Genomic DNA, 26,418 nt, shown 5'->3' with positions numbered 1-26,418 from the left:
GAATGGTGATAACGTTTTGTGTAAATTTAAAGAGGGAGTTTTTATTACAGAAGGTCAAATAGGCAATAGACTTCGTAACGTATTTGAGGCACCACATCGTGATTGTGATTATCTCCGTTTAAAGGTTTTTTCCCCAGTGGAGTTCACAGGATCGCTACCACCGCCAGTCGATGAATACGATTACATATTCCCGGAATATCTTGAAGAGTATGTTGCTGGTACAAGGGTATTAGCAAGAGATGGTAACATTTACCAATGTCAACCATACCCAAACTCTGGTTATTGCGTTCAGTGGAATGAACATTCTAATCAATATGAGCCAGGTATTGGTTCATATTGGAACATGGCTTGGTACAGACTGAATTAGAGCCAGTGGTAGCTTGCGGTTGAAACTCAATAGACCCAGCTCATTCTTTGTTTGTTGTCCGCGGTATTTATTATTTGGTTTGAATAAATTTGCTATAGGTACTTAATCGGCCATTGATATATTCAATACCACAATGGATATTTTGTTGCGTATTACCAACAATTTGGTATTCAACAATAAACTCACCGCTGATAACTTTAATAAATAAGAAACCATCGTTGACCTTCCATAAACCTTGCAGTTTTTTTTCACTAAATAGATCTTGCTCAACCAGCGTGCCGTTAGGTTTGAGATGCAATGTAGAAGAGAAACCATCAACGTTTACTTTGACCCAAGGTTGCTGGTGCGCTTCGTAACTTAGGATTTTACGACGACATTTTACCCACTCTTTTAGTTCTTGTTCTTGTGTTGGAATTAGTACTGGGAGATCTTCCATCTCTAAAAGAGTGTGATGTTTTTCGTACCAGAATAGTTGTAGATGAAGTAATTTCATTATTTAGTCGAGCATTATGCATCAAGGTGTTAGGCAGGGGGCAACTCTGCGTGATTGTCTTGGTGATGTCAATGGTCTTAAGGAAAACGTACAGCGCTCTCGGGGGAGGGAGCGCTGTACAATCCCTAGTGGGGATAAAATAGGCCCTGCGGTGAAGGACCTCGGAGCATGTTTTTGTTAAGTTATTTACAGGTTGAACAAACGTGGTAAGTCAGCAAAGTCGCAAGCTTGGTTTAGCCTGGCTTGGGCAACTCGAATATTGTGTTTCCATTGATCATCGTGTGCCCACATTTCAATGACTAATGGTACGACACACTGTGTTGCTTTTAAGGTATGGAAAATAGCATCGAAGTGAACCTCTCCCTCACCAATGACCAAATCTCGAAACTGCCCGGGAAACTCAGACGTGACACAATAGGTATCTTTAAGGTGGATTTGCGTGATGTGAGGCATACTCAGTGCTAGTTCTGTGCACACATCATAATTCCAACCTGAAATATTTCCAACGTCAGGATAAGCCGTAAAATAAGGTGACTGAATATCTCGGTTGAGAATTTCAAATTTACTGAGTGAGTTAAGGTAGTTTGTATCCATAATCTCAACAGCTAACATCACCCCAGCTCGTTCCGCCAGTTTCGCCGCATGACGCATGCCTTCAATAAAACGTTGATGTGTTGTTTTATTCGCTGGTTCGTAATAGACGTCATAACCAGCCAATTGAATGGTGCGTATACCCAATTTGTAGGCTAAGGTGATGGCTTTTTCCATGTGCAGCACTGCTTGTTCACGAATGGCTGGATCGGCTGAGCCAAAAGGAAACTTGCGATGTGCGCTTAAACACATCGACTGCAATGGTATTTGGTACTGTTCACATAAGCGGCGTAGCATATAAATAGTACCGTCATCCCAGTCTAGGCGACGGCGGCGTTCATCAGATTCATCAACCGATATTTCGAGAAAATCGAAGCCAAGTTCTTTGGTTGCTGACAGTTTTTCTTCCCAGTTAAAGGCGTTAGGCAACGCTTTTTCATACAGCCCAACGCGATGACGTTGCATGTGTTGATACATAACGCCTCCTAGTTCCAGAAACGATCGATTTGAGCGCGTAGTGCTTCAGCTGTTGCTCTTCCTTTTTCGCCCGCAAGTGCGCGTCCTGCAATGAAAGTTTTGGCTTTGATGCCTTCGAATAAGTAAAGATCTTCCGGTACAATGCCGCCAGTGATGGAAAGCTCTAAACCCAGCTCAGACAACCGACGCATTTTTTCTAGATCTTCATTGGTCCAACTGACCCCTGCCAATTCAGCATCTCTTGAACGATGATAAATGGCTTGTGTGATGCCTAAATCAACCCACGCTTGTGCATCAGTAAAGGTCCAGTTGCCGTAGATTTCAATTTGAATTTCTCTACCCAGTTCATCGGCAATATTTTTACACGCCCCAATGGTCGCTATGTGCGCTGCAGCTGATACGGTGATCCAATCGGCACCGGCTTCAAATGCCATACGAGCCAAAATAGCACCGCCATCGGTGGTTTTCATATCACAGACTAAGATGTGGTCTGGGTGGTTATTGCGTAGTGTTTTTACAGCGTTCATTCCTTCAGCAAAGGCGAGAATGGTGCCTACTTCAATAACATCAACAAAGCTTTCTACGTTCTTTGCTACTTCAATAGCGGAGATAAGGTCAGTTTGGTCTAAAGCGATTTGGATCATTGGTTTGGTCATGATATTTATCCTTGAATTTTGTCACGTATCAGACGGGCAAGCCCATCGTGGTTATTGTTGGTTGCGCAAATGAGTTTGGCGTGTGATTTCACCGTGTCATCGGAGTTGTGCATTGCCACCCCCAGCCCCGCATACTTAAGCATGGAAATGTCGTTATGGTTGTCACCCACCGCCAGAACATGGTTGGCGTGATAGCCGAGGTCGGCGACATATTCCGCAAGACGCAGCCCTTTATTATTGCCCTTTGCTGCAAAGTCGACTCGGTTTGACCAAGAACGTTCTCCGTTGAATTTTTCTTGAACCCACGCTTGTTGCGACAGTCGTTCAATCGAACTGGGTAACCCTTCAACCACAAATTTCCAGATGAACGGTTCTTGTTGGGCTCGAGTACTGAATGAATCGATTTTTTCGATCTTTGGTCGATGTTCCGCAGGGTACTGGCTTGCCCATTTCTCCAGTGCTTGCATGTACGCAATCGGGTTACGGCTGGAATAGGTCATAGCATTGGTTACGTACATCACCAGTTTCATTTGAAACTCTTTGGCCAGTGAGAGAAACGTTAATGCATCTTGTTTGTCGATCGCGTTGTGTCTGAGCACTTGATCTTTTTGATAATCATAAATATACGTACCATTACAGCAGATAATAGGTGTGGTTAAGCCAAGCTCTGAGTAATACGGTTTCGCTGCTGTATGATGGCGACCGGTAACTATCACTACATGGCAATGCTGCTGCGCCTGTTGAATGGCCATTTTGACTTCGGGATGGATGGTGTGTTCATCCGTCAATACGGTGCCATCAAGATCCAATGCGAGGACTTTATACATAGTGATTACCTTTGCCCGTAATAGGCGTTGTCGCCATGTTTACGCAGGTAGTGCTTATCAGACAGCTCTGGTTGAATCTTGATACCGCTATTAAGTGAACGGGTTGCTAACGCCATCGCAGAGATCTCTTCCAGTACTACCGCGTTATGCACTGCATCATTGGCATCTTTACCCCATGAAAATGGGGCGTGTCCTGCCACGATGACACTCGGCACCGCCATTGGGTCAATATTCCGATGTTTGAATTCTTCAATGATCACCAGCCCAGTGTTTTGCTCATAGGGACCAGAGATTTCATCGTAAGAAAGCTTGCGAGTACAAGGAATATCACCGTAAAAATAGTCAGCGTGCGTGGTACCTAATGCTGGAATATCAATTCCGGCTTGAGCCCAAATAGTGGCGCTGCGCGAGTGTGTATGCACCACACCACCAATGCTTGGATATGCTTTATATAGTTCGATATGGGTGGCGGTATCGCTGGAAGGGTTGAGGTGACCTTCAATGATATGACCATCGAGATCGACGACAACGATATCGTCCACTTTCATGCCATCGTATTCAACACCCGAAGGTTTAATGGCGATGACACCAAGTTGGCGATCAATCTCAGAGACGTTGCCCCAAGTAAAGGTCACTAAACCATATTTGGGTAGTTTGAGGTTTGCGTCGAGTACTCGCTGTTTCAATGCATTGTACATAATATCCTCACTAAGCCATTTGAGCTGCTAAAGCTTCATCAATCACTTTATAAACATCATCTTTGCTACGGCAACGGCGCAGTTTGTCGAGATCGACACCGCTTTCGCTTTCTTCATCGTCAAGCACTTGTGTTACTTCCATCAACCCTTCCATATGCTCATCAGAAGAGCTTCCCGCCAGTGTGATCAGCACATCGACAGGTTCATCTTCACCATCAAAATAAATCGGTGAGTCGAGTGTCACTAAGGCAAATGCGGTTCTAATGACACCATTTTCAGGGCGTGCATGGGGCAGGGCAAGGTTTGGTGCAATAACAATATAAGGGCCTAATTCTTCAACACTGCTGATGATGGCATCGTGGTAACGTGGGTCTATCGCACCGGAGGCGATGAGCATATCGGTACCGATTTTGATCGCTTCTTTCCAGTTGCTAGCTGATGCTTGCAGTTGAACCGAGTTGTTATCGATTAATGACTGTTTGAGTCCCATAATTCTATCTCCAGAGGTGGTGCCAGTCGGGCTGGCACCTATTGTTTTTGTATTGAGTTGGTTATTTCAGTGTCACAAAGTTTTTGTCGATAATATCGAGCAGTTCATCACCGAAAGAGTTCGGGTTAAGCATGTTTTGTACACCGAGTACAAATTTGCCGTCACCGGGTTCCATCTCTCCAGATAGATGTTTTGACGATACAATGATGTCGGTTGAGGCCAGTTTTGACTTGTAGTCAGACACAGCACAGGAATCCATGACGTGTGGAATCCCTTTTTTCTCTAAGTATTTGCCAATTTTCATTTTCATCATCATCGAAGAACCTTGGCCGTTACCGCATACCGCTAAGATGCTGACAGGGCGAACGCCATCACTCGCTTTAATTGCTTGCTCTACCGCCGCCATTACTTCTGGCTCTTCGGATACTTGCACCATGCCTTGTGCGTCTTCTTCAGCACGAAGTTGTTTCGAAGCAAAGAACATGTACACACCAGCTAGCGCTACAAGGACAAAGAAGAACAAGTTAGACGCGGATAAACCTTGCATAATAGGAGGGAATACTAATGCCCAGTCAGCCATGCCCATCCAACCACTAAACTCTGTACCGTGTTGGTTGAAGATATGAATAGCCCAAGCAGAGCCAACCACTTCGATAACACCCATCACAAAACAGATCTTCATTACTGCGCGCCAGCCGCCAAAGTGGTTGGCGAACACACCAATCGTTGCGTTAGAGAAGAACATCGGGATAAAGCCAGGAATGATCATGATTGGCGCATCAAATGCCAACATCGCCAGAACCGCGGTAAATTGGCCGATAGCACCCCACATGAAACCAAATACCATCGCATTGGGTGAAAAGGCATAGATAGCGGCACAGTCAATGGCTAGTACCGCATTAGGGATCACGCGTTCTGAAATGCCTTTGAACGCTTCAGAAAGTTCAGCCACAAACATGCGCACGCCTGCGACAATGACTTGAATGGCTACCGCAAATTTCAGGCCCGTTTCAAGAATGTAGATAGACCAGTGGGTCTTACCTGCCATTTCTTGTAGGTTATCCAAGCCAAAAGAGAGCAAGATAATGCCGAAAAATACCGTCATCACGATGGCTGTTGCTGCGATGCTGTCATGGAAAATATGCAGCCATTTAGGCAATTCTAGGTGATCAACACTTTCATTTTTATCACCTAATTTCGGTGCCACTTTAGTGGCGATCCAAGAGGCAACTTGTTGTTGGTGACCAATCGAGAAGCCTGCGCCACCCGTAACCGCTTCGGTTGGTTTGAACATGATGTTTGAAGAGATCCCCCAGTACAATGCCATCAGTACTGCGGAATAGATGATGGTTTCCCACATGCTTGTGCCTAGCACTAGGTAGAACACTGCTATCAACCCAGCTTGCTGGAACATGATGTGCCCGGTAAGCATAATGGTGCGAATGCCCGTGTATCGGCGAAATAGGACCAGAAGAATGTTGATGCCGAGTGCAAGAAGAACGGTATAGCCTACCCAAGAGTAGTTATCACCCATGATCTCCATAGTTGCCATCATTGATGTATAGGGGTCAATCACTGACCCGGTCAAACCGTGATATTCGGACAGCTTAGCAATCACAGGTTTAAAACCTGCAACCAATGTGCCTGCACCGACTTGCACCAACATAAAACCAACGATGGTTTTAATTGATCCTTTGATGATGGTGGTCGCGTCTCTTCTTAATAACCAGTATCCAATTAAGGTGACTAAGCCCAGCAGCAAAGGTGCTTTAGTCATGACTTGGCTATAAAAAATGTAGAAGATATCGTACAAGAACTCCATATCTTTACCCCTTGATTATGTATTTGTAGTTATGTTTATTCCCGTCTTACTAGAAGCTGGGTGTAGGTTCGAGTGAATAAATCAGATTGTTATGATCTTATTCAGTTTTTGCTCACGAAATAGACTTTACCAATCAAAAGTAATCATTCAATGCTCATTTGTGATTATTTTGATTTTTATCAATTTTGCCGTTAAGCGAAAGTATTATTTGATACACAGGTCACTAAAAATTATTTATTTAAAGTTAAATCAATAGCTTATGATTTATTGTGATCCGGAGGGAAATTTTATCTGCATAGTGTTTGACATAATATGGTCTGAGAAATAGAATCAAAACAAATCATAAATAGTCACCAAGTAATCACTTGATGAAAAAATAAGGTGATAACCATGAACGAAGTACAGAGACATAATGAAATCCTGTCTTTGCTGGATAACATGCGGACCATTAATGTCGCGCACATTATCGATAAATTTAACGTGTCGCCTGCGACGGCAAGGCGTGACATTTCGAAACTCGATGAGCTAGGTAAGTTAAAAAAGGTTCGTAATGGCGCAGAGCGTTTAGAGATTAAAAAAAGAGCTTGGACTCCGCTCAATATTGACAGTACGGATCATTTCCATGAGAAATCAAATGTAGCGATGGCTGCGGCAAAGTTGTGTAAACCCGGCGATAGTGTGGTGATCAACTGTGGCTCAACCGCTTTCTTGCTTGGGCAAGAGCTATGCGGCCAAGATGTACAAATTGTGACTAACTATTTCCCGCTCGCGAGCTATCTCATCAATGAAGATCATGACGATGTGATTATCATCGGAGGTCAATACAACAAAGCTCAGAATATTTTCCTAAACCCAGCACCGGATGCGTTAGGTGGTTATGCTGGCCATTGGATGTTTACCAGCGGCAAAGGTTTAACGGAAAATGGCTTGTATAAAGCCGACATGCTAACTGCTGTGGCAGAGCAACAAATGCTTGAACAGATTGGCAAGCTGGTTGTGGTGGTTGATAGTTCAAAAATTGGGCAGCGAACTGGTATGTTATTTTGCTCGGCGAACAAAATTGACATTGTGATTACGGGTAAAGATGCCAACCCCGATGTCATTGAAGGACTTCGACAGCAAGGAATAGAGGTCATGCTCGTGTAGATGGTGTTTATTCTCTAACCCATTCTAATAAATAAAACATTGGCTCAGTGTCTTAATTTCAGATTAAGACGCTTAGCTCCCTACATCCTAAAAATTGTCTAACTTATTGTGAAATAAAAGGTATTGTTATGAGTAATGTGAATGAAATTACCCGCGAGTCATGGATTCTTAATACATTCCCAGAGTGGGGAACATGGCTAAATGAAGAGATCCAAAATACGGTTGTGGAAGCCAATACTTTCTCGATGTGGTGGCTTGGTTGTACTGGTGTATGGCTGAAAACAGAAGGGAACACCAATATTTCTATCGATTTTTGGTGCGGAACCGGTAAGAAAACGCAAAAGAATGCATTGATGAACCCTCAGCACCAAATGATGCGTATGGGCGGGGTGCGAGAACTGCAACCTAACCTCAGAACTTCGCCTTTTGTGATGGACCCATTTGGTATTAAAGAGATTGATGCGGTGCTAGCAACACATGACCATGCTGATCACATTGACATTAATGTTGCGGCAGCGGTATTGCAGAACTGTGGTGAGCATGTGAAATTTATTGGCCCGCAAGCTTGCGTCAATTTATGGCTGGGTTGGGGAGTACCAGAAGAGCGCTGCGTTGTTGCGAAAGTCGGTGATTGTATTGAAATTGGCGATATGAAAATTAAAGTGCTCGATTCGTTTGACCGAACTGCTCTGGTTACTTTGCCTAAAGGGGTTTCGTCTTACGACAAAGCGATTTTAGATGGAATGAATGACCGCGCCGTCAACTATTTAATCGAAACCACTGGTGGTTCAATTTATCACTCTGGTGATTCTCATTACTCTAACTATTACGCTAAACACGGTAATGAATATCAAATCGATGTGGCTTTGCTTTCTTATGGTGAAAATCCACGTGGTGTGACCGATAAAATGACCGCATCTGATATTTTACGTGCGGGTGAATCATTAGATTGTGAAGTGGTGATCCCATTCCATCATGATATTTGGGCGAACTTCCAAAATGACCCGCGTGAAATTGAAGTGTTGTGGCAAATGAAGAAAGATCGCCTGCAATACGGTTTTGCCCCGTTCTTCTGGCAAGTTGGCGGTAAATATACTTACCCGACAGATAAAGGTCGTATGCATTACCAACATTTTAGAGGCTTCCGCGATATCTTTGTTGATGAGCCAGAATTGCCATATAAAGCGTTTCTATAATGTAACCAACAAGAGGCCGAATTCGGCCTCTTTTCTTTGTATCGAGAAAACCCCCAGCTAGACTGGGGGTTCCGTTTCCAATTCTAACCCACTGATTTCAGAAGTTGCTATCATTTCTAAGTCATCACGTAGAGAATGGTAGGTAACAGTAATACGTTGTACTTAAAGGATTACTTACTCTATTTGTGCTGGTGGTTGATAGTGCAAAATGGTCATTGAAGTTGGTGATTGCAATAATTCATTTTCAGCATGACCGGGCTGTACATTGCGCAGATTGGTGTCACAAATGACTTGCCAATTTTGGTCGCGATCACTAGGAAGGGTAAAGCGAGCCGGTGCGTTAGTTTGGTTAATGAGATAAAGCATTTCCGCTCCGTCTGTACCAATACCCATATGCAGAGCAACCGAACTTAATCGATTCCAATCATCATGCTCCATTAAGGTGCCATCAACACGACGCCAGAAAATGCGGTTACAATTTCGTTCCTCGCCACTAAACGCGCGAATAAAGGGCACCATGTAGGTTTGGCGTGCTGCCACCATCTCTGCTAACCAGTCTTTAAAATAGGTTTTTCGCTCGGTCATACTCCAATTGAGCCAACTGATCTCATTGTCTTGGCAATACGCATTGTTATTGCCTTGTTGGGTGTGTGAAAGAACATCAGCACTCAGAATGTGTGGAATACCAAATGCAAAAAGCAGGCTGGCCATCATATTACGTTTTTGCTTTTCACGCGTGGCGATGATCACCATATTCTCGGTTTCGCCTTCAACGCCATAGTTGTCTGAACGGTTATCGCCGTGACCATCTCGGTTTTGTTCACCGTTCGCTTCATTATGCTTGTGTTTATAAGAAACCAAGTCCTGCATGGTGAAGCCATCGTGGTAGGTAATGTAGTTAACGGTTAGTTTATATGGCCAATTTGCTGCGCTATAAAGGTCGCGAGAGCCCATCAAACGGGTGGCAAATTCCTTCATGTAACCTTGGTCACCACGCCAGAAGCTTCTTGTAATATCGCGCAGTTTGTCATTACATTCGTTCCAGCCGAGCGGAAAATTACCTACTTGGTATCCATTAGGTCCAATATCCCATGGTTCGGCGATAAGTTTGATGTGTTTTAAAATAGGGTCTTGAGCAACAGCTTTGAAAAAAGCAGCGTCTGGGCTGAAGTTATCACCATTACGGCCAAGTGTTGCCGCGAGATCGAAGCGAAAACCATCCACTTTATACTCGCTAACCCAGTAGCGTAGTGTGTCCATGACAAGGTTAAGCGCTGGTTGATAAGAAAGATCAACCGTATTACCACAGCCAGTAAAATTCGCGTAATGCTGGCCATGCTTAAGGTAGTATTTAGGATCGAGTGCTTTTAAATTAAAGACAGGGCCATCTTCGCCACCTTCGGCTGTGTGGTTATATACCACGTCCAATATCACCTCAATACCGTGTTTGTGCAGTTCTCGTATGGTCGTTTTTAGTTCAATGACTGCATCATTTTGGGCATAGCGTGGATCAGGAGCCATAAATAAGTAGGGGTTATAACCCCAATAATTCACTTTTCCCATGTCTAAAAGATGAGGCTCATGCATGCATGCGGCAACAGGTAAAAGCTGTAATGTGGTGATATTTTGCTGGCGATAAAATTGCAGCATTTCATCGCTAACCAAACCTAAATATGTTCCTTGTTGCGCTGTAGCAACATTAGGGTTGCACTGCGTCACCCCTTTGACATGTGTTTCAAACAAAACCGTTTCATCGCGTGGAATATTAGGTTTAACGCTAGATTGCCAATCAAAGTGATCATCAATCACGATGCATTTTGGCAACTGAAAACTTTTTTTGGAACTAAAAGGGGTTTTGTAGTCTAAGTTTTTGTCTATCGCGTTTGCGTAGGGGTCTGAAATATAGTGCGGCTCTTCTTCATTTAAGATCACATACCCATATTTCTGACCAGCTTTTACGTTTGGTATATAGGTGTGTTGGATACCTGCATATTCATTGTCTAATGCATGTGTTGTGTAATTACCCTCTTCATCAAAGAGAGCGAGTAAAAGTTGTTTGTTAGCCGGAGCATAAATAGCAAAGTTACAACCCGCTTCGTCAACGGTTGCTCCTAATGGGTGAGGGCTGGAAATATTACTTTTCATAAGGTTATCTTTATTGTTATGTCGCTTCACATCGTCGTCGGTTTAAGTAAAAAGCTTTGTTGTGACTAGGTCAAGTATCCAATGAATAAAATGTCGATGTAATTTTATTTCATTTTCATTGACTAATTGTAGTGAAATAGTGATCAGATATGCATTTTGTATTCCCTTTTGTCATAAGTAATTGATCTCCTCCCCCTGAAATACGTGATCGATGCCTTAAAAACACCATACTGTAAAATTTCTCCTCCTTTCTCCTCCCCCTTAAATAACTTTAGGGTGGAGGAAGCCATCCCCTTACGCCTTTAGTAATCTTCTCATCGTTGAAACAACTGGGGACCTAGTCCCGTCTTACCTCTTCTTTTGGGTTCTATCTGTCAACTGCCTTGCAGGTTCCAATAGGAGAAGAGAGAAAGTTTTAAATATTGTCCGTAATTAAAATTTTCTAATAAATATAAATCGTCCTTAATGGAGTTAAGAATGAAAAAAGTAAGTGTAATTGCTGCCGCAGTGGCATCAGCATTGTTTGCCGGTTCCGTATTCGCTGAAACAGAAGTAGCGCTAGATGCAGTGTCTGGTGATAGTGCTGCACCAAAAGTAGAAAAAGTAAATGGTACTGATGTACTTAAAGATGGCTGGGAAGTGCACGGCTATGCTTCTATGAACTTCCGTATGGTAGATGGTGAAACGGTTGATACTGAATTTGGTAAGCCAGATTACAAAACAGCAGGGACACACGGTAAGAGCACTAACCAAGTTGAATTTGTAATCAAAAAGCATACAGAGCATGCAAACGGTGTTTGGTCTGACTTTGTTGTTCGTACTGAGTATGGTAATGGCAACTCATACGCATACTCTTCGCCAGGTAGCCAGAAGGCGAATGACACTGCCCAGTTTGAAGTAAAAGAGACTTTTGTTGAAATTGGTGGTTTGTCATATTTAGGCGAAGATACTTCTATTTGGGGTGGTCAACGCTACTTAAACCGTGCTGCAGGTCTACTTTCTGGTGAATTCTGGAAACAATCTTCAGGTGTTGGCGCAGGTATTCAAACTAAACTTGCTGGTAATACTGCTGGTTTTGCAGTAGTTACTGCTGATACTGATGGTGATATTAATAATGGGCCAGGTGCTGATGGCCGTGAGACGTTGATATCATATGATTTATATTACTACGGTGTCGATGTTGGTTTTGGTAGCTTAGACTTTGATTTCAAATACATGGAACAAGCTAACAAAGACAGCAACGCTGATGATGGCTTCGGTGCTGCAATTACGCTAAATACTAGCTACTACGGCCTAGACGGTTGGACGCAGAATGCGATTGCTTACGGTAAAGGCGTAGCTCAAAACCGCGGTGTTAACTTTGGTAGTTGGTCTGGCGGTGACGACAATGCTGAGTCTATCTTCTTGACTTCTTACGGTGTGTTGAATATCTCTGAAAACTGGCAAATGGGTTCTGAAATAACTTATTTTGCAGCGTTGGATGAGTTGTTTGGTGCTGATGACTTGAAACGTTTTATCGTTGCGGTTCGTCCATCTTATAAAGTAAATGATAATTTACGTATCGAAATGACGGGCTCATATGCTCATGAAGAAGGTGCTGAAGGTTACTGGGGCCGTACTGGTGATGACGTAGAAAGCGATATTTTCAACGTGGAACTAGCCGCTGCATTTACGGTCAATGCTGATTACTTCGGTCGTCCACAAATCAAACCATACATCAGCTATATCTCTGCTGATGATGAAGCAAGTGCATCACAAATTGGCATCAAAGATGGCAAAAACGAAACAGTTATCGGTGTTCACACTGAAATCTGGTTCTAAATCAAGTAAACTTCAAGGCAGCCTGTTGGCTGCCTTTTTTGCTTTGTAAATGATAGAGAATAACGATGAATAATAAAAAATCATTAATAACCCTTATCCTCGGAACTGCTTTGACTGCCTGCGGTTCGGTCCCATCGACCTCAAATATTGCATCTATTGAACCTATCCCATACGAAAAAGTATGCTGTAATCGCTATGCTGAGTTTCCTTGGGTTGAGCTACAAAGCAATGAAAGTATTGAGTTTGATATCGATGAAAGTGCACCTATTGGCCACTTTTCTGATGGGAATAGCTATTTTAATGCTTTTCAACTTCCTCATCGTTCAGCAAAAGTGCAAATTCGATTGAGCAGTTATATGCTGAATAATTCGGTATTCTCACCCAAAGTAATAATGCTAGATAAAGCCTTTAATATTGTGTCAGAAACTGAATTATCACAATTTGAGGTTGAAACATCAGACGCTTTTACGAGAAATCAGTATCGCTTAGATTTTAAAGTTGACGCAACTAAGACACCTTATTTTGTGATTTATACGCCCGAGCAGTACTTAGGTCAGAAAGTAAAAGTCGATCATCCAGCAAAAGTTAGAGCAAAAGAGCTAGGTGAAGCTATGCCGATGGTTACAGATCCTACTTATGTTTCGGAACACTTTGGTAAGCTTAAGGTAGAGTTAAAGACATTGTCATTACAGTCTTATCAAGCAGATAAATCCGTTGAAAAACCAGCACCTAAAGTAGTATCAGAGCAAACTGTAGTGACCACGATTGCTCAGCCAGAAACGAAAAATTATTACATATCTGCCATCGAAAATGCAGTCAAGGCAGGCGATGTGGCGAAAGCTCTGAGTCTCTTAGACGAAGCGAAAATGTTGAATGTTGATGGTGCGCAGCAAGCATTCATTAAAGCGGTTAATGCAAAATAATTTAAAATTCACCAGAGGCGTTCCGATTAGAACGCCTTTATTTTTTAGGGGGCAATATGCATTTTAATTCCAAAAGATTGATTCTTCTCCGTGATTTTTATATGCATTAACTTGATAAAAACGGATGGTTCGTATCTATCTGTCTTTTGATTATGTTATTTTTGGTGTAGTCATGAGTTTTAATTTAGAGTTGAGAGCCTGCCACTATAACTCAAGATCACCACGTTGACGTCATGACCTGAAATACGCACCTTTTTAGAACGAAGAGTAAAATTAAAACTCGCCTTTGATTTGAGGATTGTTTTTAATTAACTCCTTGAATTGCTCTAACAGTTCAATGCTTTGTTTATTTTGTTGACCGTCTTTATGTAAGTAAGCCCCAATCGTTGCTTTGTTGAAACACTCCTTCATCTGTAAAGGTACAATATCAAAACCACCAAAGTAATCTCTCATCGTCATTGGATAAGGCAAAATAGCATCACTGTTTTGTAATAAATCAATCGCGGTTAGTAGTGAGTTAGTATTGTAGATAACCTTCTCTTGTAAATAGTGACGTTTTTGAAAGGTCGTTAATTCTTCATTCTGCTGCTGAACTAAATGCGTAAATCGTTTTTTTGCGGCCCCTAAATCAACCGATGGAAAGCGAGCAATATCTTCATTGCTGCAGGTGATTTCTAGTAAAGGATGCCCTTTTCTTACATAGACTTCTTCACTACATTGGAAAAGAGGATGGAATAATATGTCTTCATATTGTGCTAGGCCGAGTATTTCATGACCGACAAAAATGCTGATTTCATCACTGAGTAATAAATTCATTAATTGCAGATGATTCCCCACATCAATCAAGATATTGCTGTGGGGATAGGTATCTCTAAAATTTTGTACGCAGTCTCGAATAAACAAGTGCCACCATGCGTCACCACAACCAATTTTGAGTTCGGTTTGATGTCTGAGTTTGTTCTTCTCTAATTTATTGAGGGTGTTTTCATAGAGGTTTTGCATTATTTTTGCTTGCTCGTAAAGTAACTCACCACTGGAGGTTAGATTTATCCCCTTTGAATTACGATTAAACAATTTGCTGCCTAGCTTCTCTTCTAATTTATGCATGTTGTGGCTTAATGTCGGTTGACTTAAACAGAGGTTATTAGCGGCTTGGGTGATGTTTTGAGTTTTAGCTACTTGAATGAATTGAATCATTAATTTAAACATAATAGCCCTTTATTTTAATAAGAAAGAGCTATTTTATGTGGCTTACTATTTGATATCTAGCAATTAATTTTTATTTTGATACATGGCGAAGCTAAAGGGTTCCAATGTTAACATCTCTTTTAATTTGCAATCGCTTTCGTTATAAATATCAATGACATTACGATTCGATAGTTCATCAGGAAGAGTAATATCGGCTGTGTTATTACTGTTATTTATAACAATAGTAATACACTCGTCTTTTAATACTTTTTGGTAGATAAGGCATTGCTGCTCATCATTACTCATTAACCAATTAATATTATGAGTACGTAGAGCTGGGTGTTGTTTGCGTAATTTGATGATTTGCATGATATGTTGCTTCATGCTCATATCATGCTTGCTCTCATCCCAAATCATGCATTTACGATTTAATGGATCGGCTCCACCATCTAAGCCAATTTCACTACCATAATAAATACACGGTGTACCACTGTGGGTAAATTGGAATAAATAGGCCAGTTTCACTTTCTCTTTATTGCCATCACAACGGTGAAGAATACGAGCCGTATCATGGCTATCTAATAATGAAAACGCCACTTCATTAACCGTAATAGGGTAGCTTGCATTCACGTCATTGACTGCGTATTTGAACTGATTGGCACTGAGGTTTCCATGAGCAAAAAATCCTATCATGGCATCGGATAATGGGTAATTCATTACGGCATCAAATTGGTCACCAGCAAGCCAATTCATCGAGTCATGCCATGCTTCACCCAAAATATAGATCTCAGGTTTAATCGCTTTTAACTCATCACGAAAGCGTCGCCAAAAGCGTTGATCAACTTCGTTTGCGACATCTAAACGCCACGCATCGATGTTGAAATTACGCACCCAGTACTGACCAACTGCAAGTAAGTATTCCATCACTTCTGGGTTTTCGGTATTTAACTTTGGCATGTTCTGCGCAAAGGCAAAGGTGCGATAGTTGAGATACTCTTTACTGTGCTGATCTTTTTTAGACTCGTCTATAAGTGGGAATTGTTCAACATAGAACCAATCAATGTATTTTGAGTCTTTGCCGTTTTTGATTACATCTTGCCATTGAAGAGAATCGGCACCAATGTGGTTGAATACGGCATCTAGCATGACTTTCATGCCACGTTTGTGGGCTTCTGTAATTAGCGTTCTTACCGTGTCGTCATCACCAAAAGCAGGGTCAACTTTTAGATAATCAACGGTATCGTATTTGTGGTTAGTCTTACCTTGAGTAATCGGCGTGAAATATAAGCCGGTAATACCGAGATCTTGCAAGTAATCAAGGTGCTCAATGACGCCTTGTAAATCACCCCCAAAGAAACTGTTGGTTTTTGGATCTTCAGAGCCCCAAGGAAGAGCATTGCTTGGTGAGATTGAGGGATCACCATTGGCAAAACGCTCAGGAAATATTTGATACCAAACCGTCTCTTTTACCCAATGTGGTGGGCTAAATACATCGATTGGGTTCATGTATGGGAAGCAGTAAAAATTGAGTAATTGGCTTAATACGGGATCAGCATCATCTGTAATGGTGAAAATTTGTTTTTCAGTAACGAGCAGTGTTTCGTCTTCTTTGCCTTCAAGAATAAAAGCATAACGAGCGCGGAAAAATCGGGGCTGTGCTTCGCAGAACCAGTAATCAAACAATTCTGTTTCACACTCTTTTTTCATGGCAAAGTTTTCGCCACCACTCCAACCCATTGCATCTTCTGCATTTAGATTGCCGCCACCGCCACCTGATGTCCAGTCGTATGGATCACCAATTCGTAATGTGGCGTTATCGACTTCGCCTTTTGCTGTGCGAATGCGTAAATGAAGAGTTTCCTTATCATAAGTATAAGAATAACTAGAGTGAGAACGATGATAGATCGCTGCTTTTGTAATCATGATTAATACCGCTTAATGAAAGTACCAACCCGAATAACTTCTGACGTAATAGCCACTCAGGTTGGTATGATTATTTAGATATGGAATTCTATTTTTGGTGCGTTTGTTCGTAATATTTCACGACGCGTAATACTTCACTGACGCTCCATGCTTGGGCGAAACAACCACGAGATTGATTTGGTGCGTAGCCATCATAGATTTCAGCCAATTGACCAATACAACCTTCATATAGGCCATCTTGGTTATGCTCAATAAACTGTTCAACAATACGAACTAAGTCTTTATCTTGTGGGAATTGGCGTAAGATCCCCATTAAGAATTGACCAATCATAAAGCCCCAAACTGTGCCTTGGTGATAGGCCATGTCTCGGTCAAAATGCGAACCTGTACATATTGCTTTAAATTCAGGATCACTCATTGCTAGCGAGCGTAAACCCAACGGTGAATACAACTCTTTATAAATGGTAAGAATGACAGAGCGTGCTCTTTCTTGACTTAATATTGGGAAGGGAAGGCCAACGGCATAAGCTTGATTTGGGCGAATTTGTTGGTTTACTTCCCCTTCTTTAATCCAATCATTTAAGTACCCTGCATCATTGTAAAACTCATCGTTAAAGGTGGTTTTTACTTGTTCTACAAGGGCTGGTAATTCCGGCATCGGTTTATTCAGTTTTTGATTAAAGAAATCAAGAATAGAGAGCGCATTAAACCAAAGGGCATTAATTTCTACTGCACAGCCGTGTCTTGGTGTTGGTACGATATCGCCGTAACGAATATCCATCCAAGTCAGCTGATCAAAACCGCTGCCGCCGCTGATCAAACCGTTATCAAGCATCTTAATCTCAAAGTCAGTACCGTTACGATAATGCTGATAAATGTTAGTCATACACTCGTATGCTTCATCACGGATAAACTCTAGATCGCCGCTCGCTTGGTAGTATTCATATAAGCTAACAATGAACAGTAGCGATGCATCAATGGTGTTATACATTGGCTCAACCCCAGCTTCAGGGAAAAGATTCGGCAGTACACCCCGGCGTTCGTAACGGATAAAAGTACGGAAGATCTGTCTTGCGTCTTCAAATTGATTGGTTGATAAATTACAGCCCCATAATGCAATCATGGTGTCACGGCCCCAATCGGCAAAGAATGGGTAGCCCGCAATGATGGATTTGGATTCTGTTGAGTCACGATTTACCACAAACTGTTCGCTGGCACGAACCAATTGTTTTCCAAATCGGCTCTTTAGATTAGCGTGCTTGATGTACTCTTGTTGGCGCTTAATTTCTGCGTTAATCATTTCATCGGCAGTCTGTGCTTCTAGAGAAACTGCGCGATCTTCTTGTGCTTCAAATACTATCGAGAACTGCTCGTGCGTTTCAGTCCCAACAAAGGCAATGGTATGAAGCGCTACTTGAGCATCTGTTGCAGGACGACCATCGCGAGCATCATAAGAAAAGTACAGACCTGACTCATAACGAGGGGTATCCAATGCTGAATCTGCCCCATTGTGACGATAAATAAGTGCTTGACCGTTACTGGTGATTTTGCCTTCTTGATGCGTAAATTCTTGTTGTCTTGATAGGTTCTGTCCTTTTGCACAGAAATGGTATTTTGGTGTTACATTCAATGTAAATGCTTGTTTCAATGGATTGAATATTTGATAGTTAACCGCAAGACGGTTTACCCCTTGAGCCATCACAATCGTTTTGGTGATTTCAATACCACGGATACGATACGTAAACTCTGGAAGATGAGTTTGGGTAAAATTATCAAACAGTAGGGTTGAATCTACTGTGTCATATGGATTTACATTGGCTTGTGAAGAGAGCGGGTAAGGTTCGCCACTCGCTAACGTAATACGGTCATCCAAATGACGAACAAAATTAAAGCGATTGTTTGGTGCAACAAGGCTTGCCATAAACAACGCATGATCACTTCGACTGCAAGAGCCTGCAAGGGTAAGAGAAGAATAACCACCTAATCCATTCGTTAGCAGGTAGTTCGATTCTTCAAGGCGATCCATATCGCGAAAATTTGCTTTAGAAAGAGAGATTTTCATGTGAACCTTACAATTAAATATCAAATGTTATCCCGTGTTTATTTTATTCACGCTGTAGGTGTTAAATTAACGAGGGAGTTTATAGTTAGCTTTTAATTTCGTTATAAACGAGTAACAGTTTTTGCACTTCGCCTTGGGTGTACGCGAGATCTTGGCTCTTTTCGTATCCCCACAGCGACGTAATTTGGACGTCATCTTTAGTCGGTGTTACTTTGAATGCCGCAATGCGTTCTTGCTCATTATCAGAAATGAAAAACAGATAAGGCTGAGGTTGTGTAAGCAGCGCGTTGTATTGAGAAGGCGTGGTATATACGGCATTCACGGCTTTGACGTTTTGAGTGCCATAAAAGCGCTGCGCTTCAGCTAATACAGGTAATGCCATTTCTTGCAGTTGTTCGTAACTGCTTTCTACATGAAACGAGCCACAATCACTTGGGATCTGATCACGCAGTGCTTTGTATTGGGTATTAATGGTTTCTAGCGGCAGGCTTAAATAGTTATTTTCAAACTGTTGTGCAGAAGCAAATAGCTCATCATTATTCACACATTGTTTAAAATTTTGCTGCTGCTCAGTAAAGGTTGAGTAGTCAAAAGATGGCTTAGGAAGGCTGCTGTAAGCAATGATAAAGCCGGTAATGAAAATAACGACAGCGACAGCAATATGAAGCATATAGTCATGAATGCGTTGAAGTTGGCCGCGAAAATTCAAAATGTGACTCCTTTCTCTACGGTGTAAATATGCTCTATAAGGCATGGTTTATTGCCCTCAATGAGGAGAGGGCAATAAAGGTGGCTGTGTTCTATTTCTTAAATTCAGCTGATTTGATTGAGTACTTGATGGACTCTTCCGTCTCAGTATCAAAGAAATGCAGCTTGGTATTATCGATAACTAAAGTGATTTTCTCGTCGATATCAACGTCTGGTTCGCCGGTGCCCAATGTGCCTACAAACATGTTCATTGGTGCGGCATTAAAGAACACGTTAATCGCATCACCTAAGTATTCGCTGTTAAGTGCGGTGACTTCAAAACAACAATCAGGGAATGCATCGCGGTATTTTTTTCCAGAACGAATGGCACTAGAGCGTGCGCCTAACGTAACTGATTTTCCGTTGTAGCCTGCATCGTTTAGGATCTGTTGGTCACTTTCATTTAAGGTAATCGTGAAAGAGTGACACATGAACTGGCCGCCTTCGTAGGTTCCTTCAATAAGGTTCATTGATGGCATGCCCATGAAAGTCGCTACAAAACAGTTTTTAGGGTTGGTAAATAGCTCTTTTGGTGAACCAATTTGCTGAACTTCACCCATCGACATTAATACGATGCGATCAGCCATGGTCATCGCTTCAACTTGGTCATGGGTTACGTAAATTGTGATTGCGCCCTTAGCTCTGTGCATGCGAGAAATTTCAGTACGGGTTGTGGTACGTAATTTCGCATCCAAGTTACTTAATGGTTCATCCATTAGGTACAATTTAGGTGTACGAACCATGGCACGGCCTAAAGCCACACGTTGACGTTGCCCGCCAGACAATTCTTTAGGTTTACGTTCAAGGTATTCTTTTAAAAATAAATCGTCAGAAATACTATCAACCGAGTTTTTGATGTCATTACTTGGATAATTACGTAGCTTTAAGCCGTAGCCAATGTTGCCACGTACTGACATGTGTGGATACAGTGCATAGCTTTGGAATACCATTGCGATATCACGGTCTTTCGAGCTTACGTCATTGACAACTTCGCCATCGATAATGAATTCGCCGTCGGTAATGTCTTCGAGCCCTGCAATCATACGTAGGGTGGTGGATTTACCACAGCCAGATGGGCCAACAAGAACAATGAATTCCCCTTCTTCAATATCAAGATTGAAATCACGTACCGAGCACGTATCTGAATTTGGGTATTTTTTATTGATGTTTCTTAATGAAATTTTGCTCATTAGCCTTTTACTCCACCAGACGTTAAGCCGCCCACGATATAATCTTGAAATTTATAGAAAACAATAACAGGCGGTATTGCTGCTAAGACTGCGCCTGCCGCGAATACGTTATAGCTAGATTCTTTAATATTATTGATAAGGCCCATAAGGCCAACAGCCAATGTTTTTGCTTCTGAATCCATGCTTGCAATCAGGAACTTAGGCATGATGATGTCGCCAATTGGGCCCAAGAAACAGAAGATAGCGATAACCATGATCATTGGTTTTACTAATGGCAGCAGTATCTCTTTGAAGATCTGCATTTGAGTTGCACCATCAATTTTTGCTGATTCATCTAACGCACGAGGAATCGAATCGTAATAGCCTTTCATTAAAATTGTATTCATTGTGATGCCACCTGTGGTGTAGATGAGGATCATAAAGATATACGTATAAAGTGTGGCGTTGGCAGAGCTGTAAATACCGATAGAGTTCGCAATCGCATACAGAGCAATTAAGCCACTGCCTGATGGGATAATTTGAATAATCAGTAATGACATTAATGCACTTTTACGTGATTGGTAACGATAACGAGAATAAACAAACCCCGAAATTGTCACGATAAACGTAGAAAGGATCATTGTAATTATCGACACTAAGAAGGTATTTCGGTACCAACTCAAATAAGGCGTATCATTGAAAAGCTGAACAAAATTTTCCGTCAAACTGAAATTTTCAGGCAAGAACGACGTAGAGTACAGTGAGTTACTGACGTTAAATGCACTCATTAATGTCAATAATATCGGGTATAGAATGATCACTGACATTGAAATCAGAAACGCGTAACTAAAGATAACACCCATGTTTTTAGTGAGGACGTGGCGGTTTAAACGCTTCTTTTTAATTTGGCATTCTAAAGGAATGGCTCTGTCCATTACATAACCTCTTCATTTTTAAAGGCACCTGCTTTTAGCCATGAATATAAGACCACGGCACCGACAACAGTACTGGTAATTAAGGTATACACCGCCGCTTCGTTGTATTTCGCATCCATCATTAATCGGAAGCCCAGAGATGAAATGGTATCTAGCGGTTTGTAAATTGAACCTACCGTTTGAACTGTCGCTTCGCCCAACATATAAACGATGGTGACGTTATTAAAGTTGAAGGTAAATTGGGTAATAAATACAGGGGCAACACTTATTAATATCAAGGGTAGAGTGATATCAAAGAAATTAGTCCATGCGTTACCACCATCAATTGCACTTGCTTCATATAAATCATCAGGGATGGTTTGTAATACCCCCGTTACCAAGATAAATACGTAAGGGAAGCCTAACCATGCTTGGATTAAAATGATGGTGATTTTGGCGTAATCAGCGTTTAAGAAGAAGCCAATTGCTGTGCTTACATCGTATTCATTACCGGTGAAAAACGGGATAACCATAGTGTTCATGCCACCAACTTTTGAGAAGAACAGTTGGAAAACAAGAATGGTTAAAAAAGCAGGGACTGCCCAAGGTAAAATGTACACAGTACGGAAGAACTTCTTCCCTCTGATGTGTTTATTGTTTGCTACAACGGCAAGGAGTGTACCTAGAACAATAGTCAAGGCAGAAGCACAGAAGGTCCAGGTTAGTGTCCATGACAAGGTTTCTTGGAATGCAGCAGCAGTACGTTCGTTCGTGAACAAACGCTCAAAGTTAGTGAAGCCTTTCCATTCAATTAGAAATGCAGGCGGTAAAACAGGGCGTTTGAAGTTAGTAAAGGCTACGACAATAGAAACAATCGCTGGCAATAAAGCAAAAACAAACAGCAATATGAATTTAGGTGCTGTAATTAGATTAGGTACGATTTCGTGTGATAATCCGCGTACTTTTTCAGTAAACGTAATCGCAAAACCAGATTCATCTATTTGTCGTTTTACGTCTTTTGCATCGCGAGCAAAGGCGTAGTGCAATGCGAAAAAGACCAAGATCATCATTGCGCCAACGGTTGAACCCACCATGATAAGAAAAGAATCATCTACAAAGCGCTCTGCACCAATAGTGATTTTTCCATTCGGTTGTTCGACAGCCAATAGACGGAAATTAGGAAGGGTAAATTGAATAAAAACCAATATCTCTAAAGCCAATATAGAGAACCCAAATAAAGCCTCTCGCATTCGACGTAGTGCAAGATGCCCACTGCCAGGAATCAGCATAGAGAGCCAGAATACAAACGGTTGACTCATGTAAATAACCTACTTATTTATTAGTGTTGTGTAGATATGTCATGTCTTTGTATTACATGATGCCGAGTGAACTCGACATCGTGTAGTTGATTTGAAAACTAAGCTAGCGGATTACATGTCTTCGATATCAATTTCGATCGTATCAACGGCGGCGTCTAATACGGCTTTGACATCTTGACCTTGTGCGATTTGAGCAAGGCCTGTTTTCATTGGTCCCCACACTTTCATGAACTCTGGGATGCTTGGCATAGGTTGGCCGATATTTGTCGCATCAAAGATGGCTTTGTGTAGAGAGCCTTCTTTATAATTGACAGATAGGTTAGGTGACACTTCGCGTGTTTCTGAATACCATTTGTTTGCATTTTCAGGTGTTGCTAAAAACTTGATGAAAGCACGCGCGCCTTCTTGGTTGTCACTGTAACCATTAATTGTCATCCCTTTCGTGCCAGTTAGCGCTTTGTATGGGTGACTGCCATCCCAGCTTGGGATAGGTGCTGCACCAACATTAATGCCTGATTTTTCAATGTCAGCAATTGCCCATGGACCGTTGATAATGGCTTTTAGTTTTCCTTCCATGAAGTATTTCATCATGATGTCATAAGCAACGGTGTCATCTTGCATCAATGTCCAGTGACTTACGCCACTGTTATATAAACTTTGAGCCGCTAAACCTGCTTTGATTGAATCTGGTGTATTTAAACCAATATCTTGTGGGTTGTTGTCTTTGAAAATATAGCCGCCATTAGACATAAATAGGCCGCCAGTAAAGTAGAAATCAGTAAATTTTGCAGCCCACTCTGAAGGTGGAATTTCTTGCAGTGTTTTTGGTGCTTCTTTTATCATGTCTTTGTTGTACAGAAACAGAGTCGTATCTGTAGACATTGGAAGCATGTAGGTTTGGCCGTTGTAGGTTGATGCGTTGGTCGCTGCATCTGTGTAGCCGTTAACGGTAAAGTTGGTTGGAGCAATTAAATGTTGATCCGCTAGTTCACCAATACGGTCATTTGGGATCATGAAAATATCAGCAATGTTGCCTTTTTGAGTTGGTAGCGCTGCCAGTAAATCAAACATGCTTGTTGCTGCTACTTCAACCTTAAAGTCTTTTCCTTTATTGAACTGCTCTGCAAGTTCGGTGAAGTAAGGGACATAGCTTTTTTCAACACCAATAACGATGTTTTCTGCAGCCATTGCAGTGTTACTTAGTAATAGGGCAGTTGAAACGGCAAGCGATAATTTCTTAATCATTTTATTGTTCCTGAATAGGGGTAGAGGTTTAAATCGATAAAATCGCGCTGGTATATAATTCAACCATATCAATATGTTATATCTGGTATTGGGCGGTCTCTCTCGAAATATTCCTACGATAGATTTTTGTCTGTTGATAAGGCAAACGTCATGAGGTGATCATAGGCCTTTGGTGATATACGGTGAAATGCTATTTATGTTTGGCGCCCATAGATAAAATCAATATCACATAGATAAATGTTATCTAACGCAACGATATCTAAGGTATGCATGGTCTTTGATAAGTTAAAAACGTGAAGACAATAACAGTCTGTAGGAGGAGATAAAAAAGAGACAAAGGAGAAGAGATTTAGTGGTGTGCTTGCAATAAAAAGGTGACTATTATCTTCCCCCTTTATGTTATGCAACTCAGGTAAATTTAGGGGCTCAATCTTTTTGGATTTCTCCAGCCATTCGTTTTGTGTTGTCGGAAAATGAGCATTTTCACCCTCAGATTCGTGGTTAACTCAAGCCGTAAAACAGGCAAGATTCTTTGTTTCCCTCAATCAGTTTTTGGCGTGTTGTGAATCTAGCGTGCGCAAAGTATGGAAAGGGCAAGTCAATCGATTATTTCGTATTTACTGAAAGTCTTGCTGATTGAGTTTACCTGCTCCAAAAGCTTGGTTTGTTGTTGAAAGGTGGGCTTTGCTTCGTCAGCTAATTCATCACGGCTCTCACTTGGGCTGATTCTTGAATCACTCAACCATTGCAATTGTGGTTTCTGGTCGATTAAAGTCGGTTTATCTTATTGAATTTGAATAACAAACGGCTCAAGAGGGATTGCTAACGCGTGGCGGTTTTATCTCGGTAATTTTAGAGAGTCTAAGTGTTGAAGTCATTACTGAAACCTACAAAAAGGGGTACAGTAAACTGTACCCAAAATATGAACATGAAGATTGTGTTTATCGTTATTGAATTATTTAGTGATTTGTTTTGCAGCCATATCTAATGCTTCTTTAACCCCTTGTTTTCCTTGCATAGCATTATCAATCGCAGCCCCTTCAGCAAACCAATAGGCGGTCATTTGTGGAATGTTTGGCATGATCTCACCATTTTCAGCGTTAATCATTGTCGATTTAATTCGCTCATCACTTTCGAGTAGTTTTTGGAAGGATTTAAGAGTAACAGCCCCCAGTGGTTTGTCGTCATTCATTATTTTTAATGACTCATCTAAAAATAAGTAGTTTTCTAAGAACTCAACAGCTAAGTCTGTATTTGGGCTTGCAGCATTAATTCCGGCACTTAAAATACCGACAAATGGGTTGCCTTTACCATTATGTAGGGTTGGCAATACGGCAACGCCGTAATTTATGTCCATTTTATCTAAGTTGCTCCACGACCAAGGGCCATTGATTGTCATTGCGACGTCTCCTTTACTAAATGCCGCCTCTGACACTGCATAGTCCATATTAGGGTTAACAATTCCCTGCTGCACCATATCAACTAAAAATTGAAGACCTTTGATACCTGCTTCATTATTCACGCCAGTGCTCTTTGCATTATATCCACCTTCAATTTTTTCGAAGGCATAAGCACCTCCAGATGAAATGATTGGCCACGTGAAATATGCATTTTTCACATCCCACATAATGGCTTTTTTACCTTGTTTTTGCAGCTCTTCTTCGATGCTAGGGAGTTCCTCCCATGTTTTCGGTGGTGTTGGTAAAAGATCTTTGTTGTAAATTAATGATGGTGCTTCAATTGCTAAAGGGTAGCCGACTAATTTTCCATCAACAGTCACCGCATCCCAACTAAAATCCACTAATTTGTTTTTGAACTCTTTGCTTGGTTTTATTTCATAGAGCAAGCCAGACTCTGCGTATCCCCCAAATCTGTCGTGAGCCCAAAAAATAATATCGGGGCCACCACCCGTAGCGGCATGTTGCTGGAATTTGGCCTCTAATGATTCTGGGTGCTGAACAATGATTTTTATCCCCGTATCTTGTTCAAACTGTTTACCTATTTGCGATAAACCTTCATAACTTTTATCGCCGTTGATCCAAATCGTTATCTCACCCTCTTGCATCGCTATGGCTGGCGCTGCCATTAATGTGACGAGTGTACAAATGGACAGGTTCTTTATTGTTTTTTTCATCATTATTTTCCCGTTGATACCAGAGGTTCGAATCAAGAATAGGTTCTCGAATCCTTGAGTTGTTT

The 26,418-nt window shown here is 41.6% G+C and carries 21 protein-coding genes and 1 pseudogene; 5 read left to right on the top strand and 17 right to left on the bottom strand.

The window, feature by feature from the left end; translation table 11 throughout:
• Positions 1-157: 157 nt before the first annotated feature.
• A pseudogene (locus tag EYW48_RS05810) lies at positions 158-367 on the top strand (N-acetylglucosamine-binding protein GbpA); the annotation flags it as partial.
• 70 nt (positions 368-437) lie between these two features.
• On the opposite strand, the gene EYW48_RS05805 reads toward EYW48_RS05810, so the two are convergent.
• The 7 genes from EYW48_RS05805 to EYW48_RS05775 all read right to left on the bottom strand — a co-directional run bounded on the left by EYW48_RS05805 (position 438) and on the right by EYW48_RS05775 (position 6,421).
• Entirely contained in the window at positions 438-860 is a 423-nt protein-coding gene (locus tag EYW48_RS05805; RefSeq protein WP_277431991.1) for a hypothetical protein, read from the bottom strand.
• A gap of 186 nt (positions 861-1,046) precedes the next feature.
• On the bottom strand, positions 1,047-1,928 hold the full coding sequence (locus EYW48_RS05800; RefSeq protein WP_274681052.1) for an L-ribulose-5-phosphate 3-epimerase: 882 nt from the start codon (positions 1,926-1,928) through the stop codon (positions 1,047-1,049).
• A gap of 8 nt (positions 1,929-1,936) precedes the next feature.
• Positions 1,937-2,584: a 3-keto-L-gulonate-6-phosphate decarboxylase UlaD gene (locus tag EYW48_RS05795; protein WP_277431990.1), complete on the bottom strand. Its 648-nt coding sequence runs from the start codon at positions 2,582-2,584 to the stop codon at positions 1,937-1,939.
• 5 nt (positions 2,585-2,589) lie between these two features.
• Positions 2,590-3,411 (bottom strand): Cof-type HAD-IIB family hydrolase, encoded by an 822-nt coding sequence (locus EYW48_RS05790; protein ID WP_277431989.1) that lies wholly within the window; start codon positions 3,409-3,411, stop codon positions 2,590-2,592.
• 5 nt (positions 3,412-3,416) lie between these two features.
• Entirely contained in the window at positions 3,417-4,109 is a 693-nt protein-coding gene (locus EYW48_RS05785) for an L-ribulose-5-phosphate 4-epimerase (RefSeq protein ID WP_053311627.1), read from the bottom strand.
• A 10-nt stretch (positions 4,110-4,119) separates the two neighbouring features.
• Positions 4,120-4,599 carry a PTS sugar transporter subunit IIA gene (locus EYW48_RS05780; RefSeq protein ID WP_053311628.1) on the bottom strand — a complete coding sequence of 160 codons (480 nt, stop codon included), beginning with the start codon at positions 4,597-4,599 and terminating at the stop codon, positions 4,120-4,122.
• Positions 4,600-4,660: 61 nt separating this feature from the next.
• On the bottom strand, positions 4,661-6,421 hold the full coding sequence (locus EYW48_RS05775) for a PTS ascorbate-specific subunit IIBC (protein ID WP_168524341.1): 1,761 nt from the start codon (positions 6,419-6,421) through the stop codon (positions 4,661-4,663).
• 390 nt (positions 6,422-6,811) lie between these two features.
• Here EYW48_RS05775 and ulaR point away from each other — a divergent pair, with 390 nt between their 5' ends.
• Together ulaR and ulaG are read left to right on the top strand one after the other, a co-directional pair.
• The gene (ulaR, locus tag EYW48_RS05770) at positions 6,812-7,567 is read left to right on the top strand and encodes an HTH-type transcriptional regulator UlaR (protein WP_053311630.1); all 756 of its coding nucleotides are present in this window, start codon (positions 6,812-6,814) and stop codon (positions 7,565-7,567) included.
• Between the two features lie 128 nt (positions 7,568-7,695).
• A complete protein-coding gene (gene ulaG / locus EYW48_RS05765; RefSeq protein WP_053311631.1) occupies positions 7,696-8,763 on the top strand; it encodes an L-ascorbate 6-phosphate lactonase in 1,068 nt (355 codons plus the stop codon).
• Between the two features lie 174 nt (positions 8,764-8,937).
• On the opposite strand, the gene glgX is transcribed toward ulaG, so the two are convergent.
• Positions 8,938-10,908, bottom strand: coding sequence for a glycogen debranching protein GlgX (gene glgX, locus EYW48_RS05760; RefSeq protein WP_277431988.1), 1,971 nt, complete (start codon positions 10,906-10,908; stop codon positions 8,938-8,940).
• 477 nt (positions 10,909-11,385) lie between these two features.
• Between glgX and EYW48_RS05755 the strand changes: the two genes are divergently transcribed.
• Positions 11,386-12,729, top strand: coding sequence for a carbohydrate porin (locus EYW48_RS05755; protein ID WP_176312278.1), 1,344 nt, complete (start codon positions 11,386-11,388; stop codon positions 12,727-12,729).
• A 65-nt stretch (positions 12,730-12,794) separates the two neighbouring features.
• Complete coding sequence (locus tag EYW48_RS05750; RefSeq protein ID WP_176312279.1) at positions 12,795-13,652, top strand: MalM family protein; 858 nt, start codon at positions 12,795-12,797, stop codon at positions 13,650-13,652.
• 273 nt (positions 13,653-13,925) lie between these two features.
• Here the strand turns inward: EYW48_RS05750 and EYW48_RS05745 are convergent, their stop codons facing one another.
• From EYW48_RS05745 to malE, 9 genes are all read right to left on the bottom strand, one after another.
• On the bottom strand, positions 13,926-14,861 hold the full coding sequence (locus EYW48_RS05745; RefSeq protein ID WP_176312280.1) for a LysR family transcriptional regulator: 936 nt from the start codon (positions 14,859-14,861) through the stop codon (positions 13,926-13,928).
• A gap of 63 nt (positions 14,862-14,924) precedes the next feature.
• The gene (locus EYW48_RS05740; RefSeq protein WP_274700562.1) at positions 14,925-16,763 is read right to left on the bottom strand and encodes a glycoside hydrolase family 13 protein; all 1,839 of its coding nucleotides are present in this window, start codon (positions 16,761-16,763) and stop codon (positions 14,925-14,927) included.
• Positions 16,764-16,851: 88 nt separating this feature from the next.
• The gene (locus tag EYW48_RS05735; protein WP_277431987.1) at positions 16,852-18,825 is read right to left on the bottom strand and encodes an amylo-alpha-1,6-glucosidase; all 1,974 of its coding nucleotides are present in this window, start codon (positions 18,823-18,825) and stop codon (positions 16,852-16,854) included.
• Between the two features lie 85 nt (positions 18,826-18,910).
• Positions 18,911-19,534 carry a hypothetical protein gene (locus EYW48_RS05730; protein ID WP_176245776.1) on the bottom strand — a complete coding sequence of 208 codons (624 nt, stop codon included), beginning with the start codon at positions 19,532-19,534 and terminating at the stop codon, positions 18,911-18,913.
• A 91-nt stretch (positions 19,535-19,625) separates the two neighbouring features.
• Positions 19,626-20,762, bottom strand: coding sequence for an ABC transporter ATP-binding protein (locus tag EYW48_RS05725; protein WP_176245775.1), 1,137 nt, complete (start codon positions 20,760-20,762; stop codon positions 19,626-19,628).
• The gene (locus EYW48_RS05720) at positions 20,762-21,676 is read right to left on the bottom strand and encodes a sugar ABC transporter permease (protein WP_277431986.1); all 915 of its coding nucleotides are present in this window, start codon (positions 21,674-21,676) and stop codon (positions 20,762-20,764) included. The genes EYW48_RS05725 and EYW48_RS05720 overlap by 1 nt, the downstream gene beginning before the upstream one ends.
• On the bottom strand, positions 21,676-22,974 hold the full coding sequence (locus tag EYW48_RS05715) for a sugar ABC transporter permease (protein WP_176245773.1): 1,299 nt from the start codon (positions 22,972-22,974) through the stop codon (positions 21,676-21,678). The genes EYW48_RS05720 and EYW48_RS05715 overlap by 1 nt, the downstream gene beginning before the upstream one ends.
• 111 nt (positions 22,975-23,085) lie before the next feature.
• On the bottom strand, positions 23,086-24,219 hold the full coding sequence (locus EYW48_RS05710) for an extracellular solute-binding protein (protein ID WP_176245772.1): 1,134 nt from the start codon (positions 24,217-24,219) through the stop codon (positions 23,086-23,088).
• Positions 24,220-25,174: 955 nt separating this feature from the next.
• On the bottom strand, positions 25,175-26,353 hold the full coding sequence (gene malE / locus EYW48_RS05705) for a maltose/maltodextrin ABC transporter substrate-binding protein MalE (RefSeq protein WP_274679070.1): 1,179 nt from the start codon (positions 26,351-26,353) through the stop codon (positions 25,175-25,177).
• Positions 26,354-26,418 lie beyond the last annotated feature (65 nt).

This window comes from Vibrio sp. 1180_3, assembly GCF_029478545.1.
Lineage (GTDB): Bacteria > Pseudomonadota > Gammaproteobacteria > Enterobacterales > Vibrionaceae > Vibrio > Vibrio aestuarianus.
This window is presented reverse-complemented; position numbering and strand designations above follow the sequence as displayed.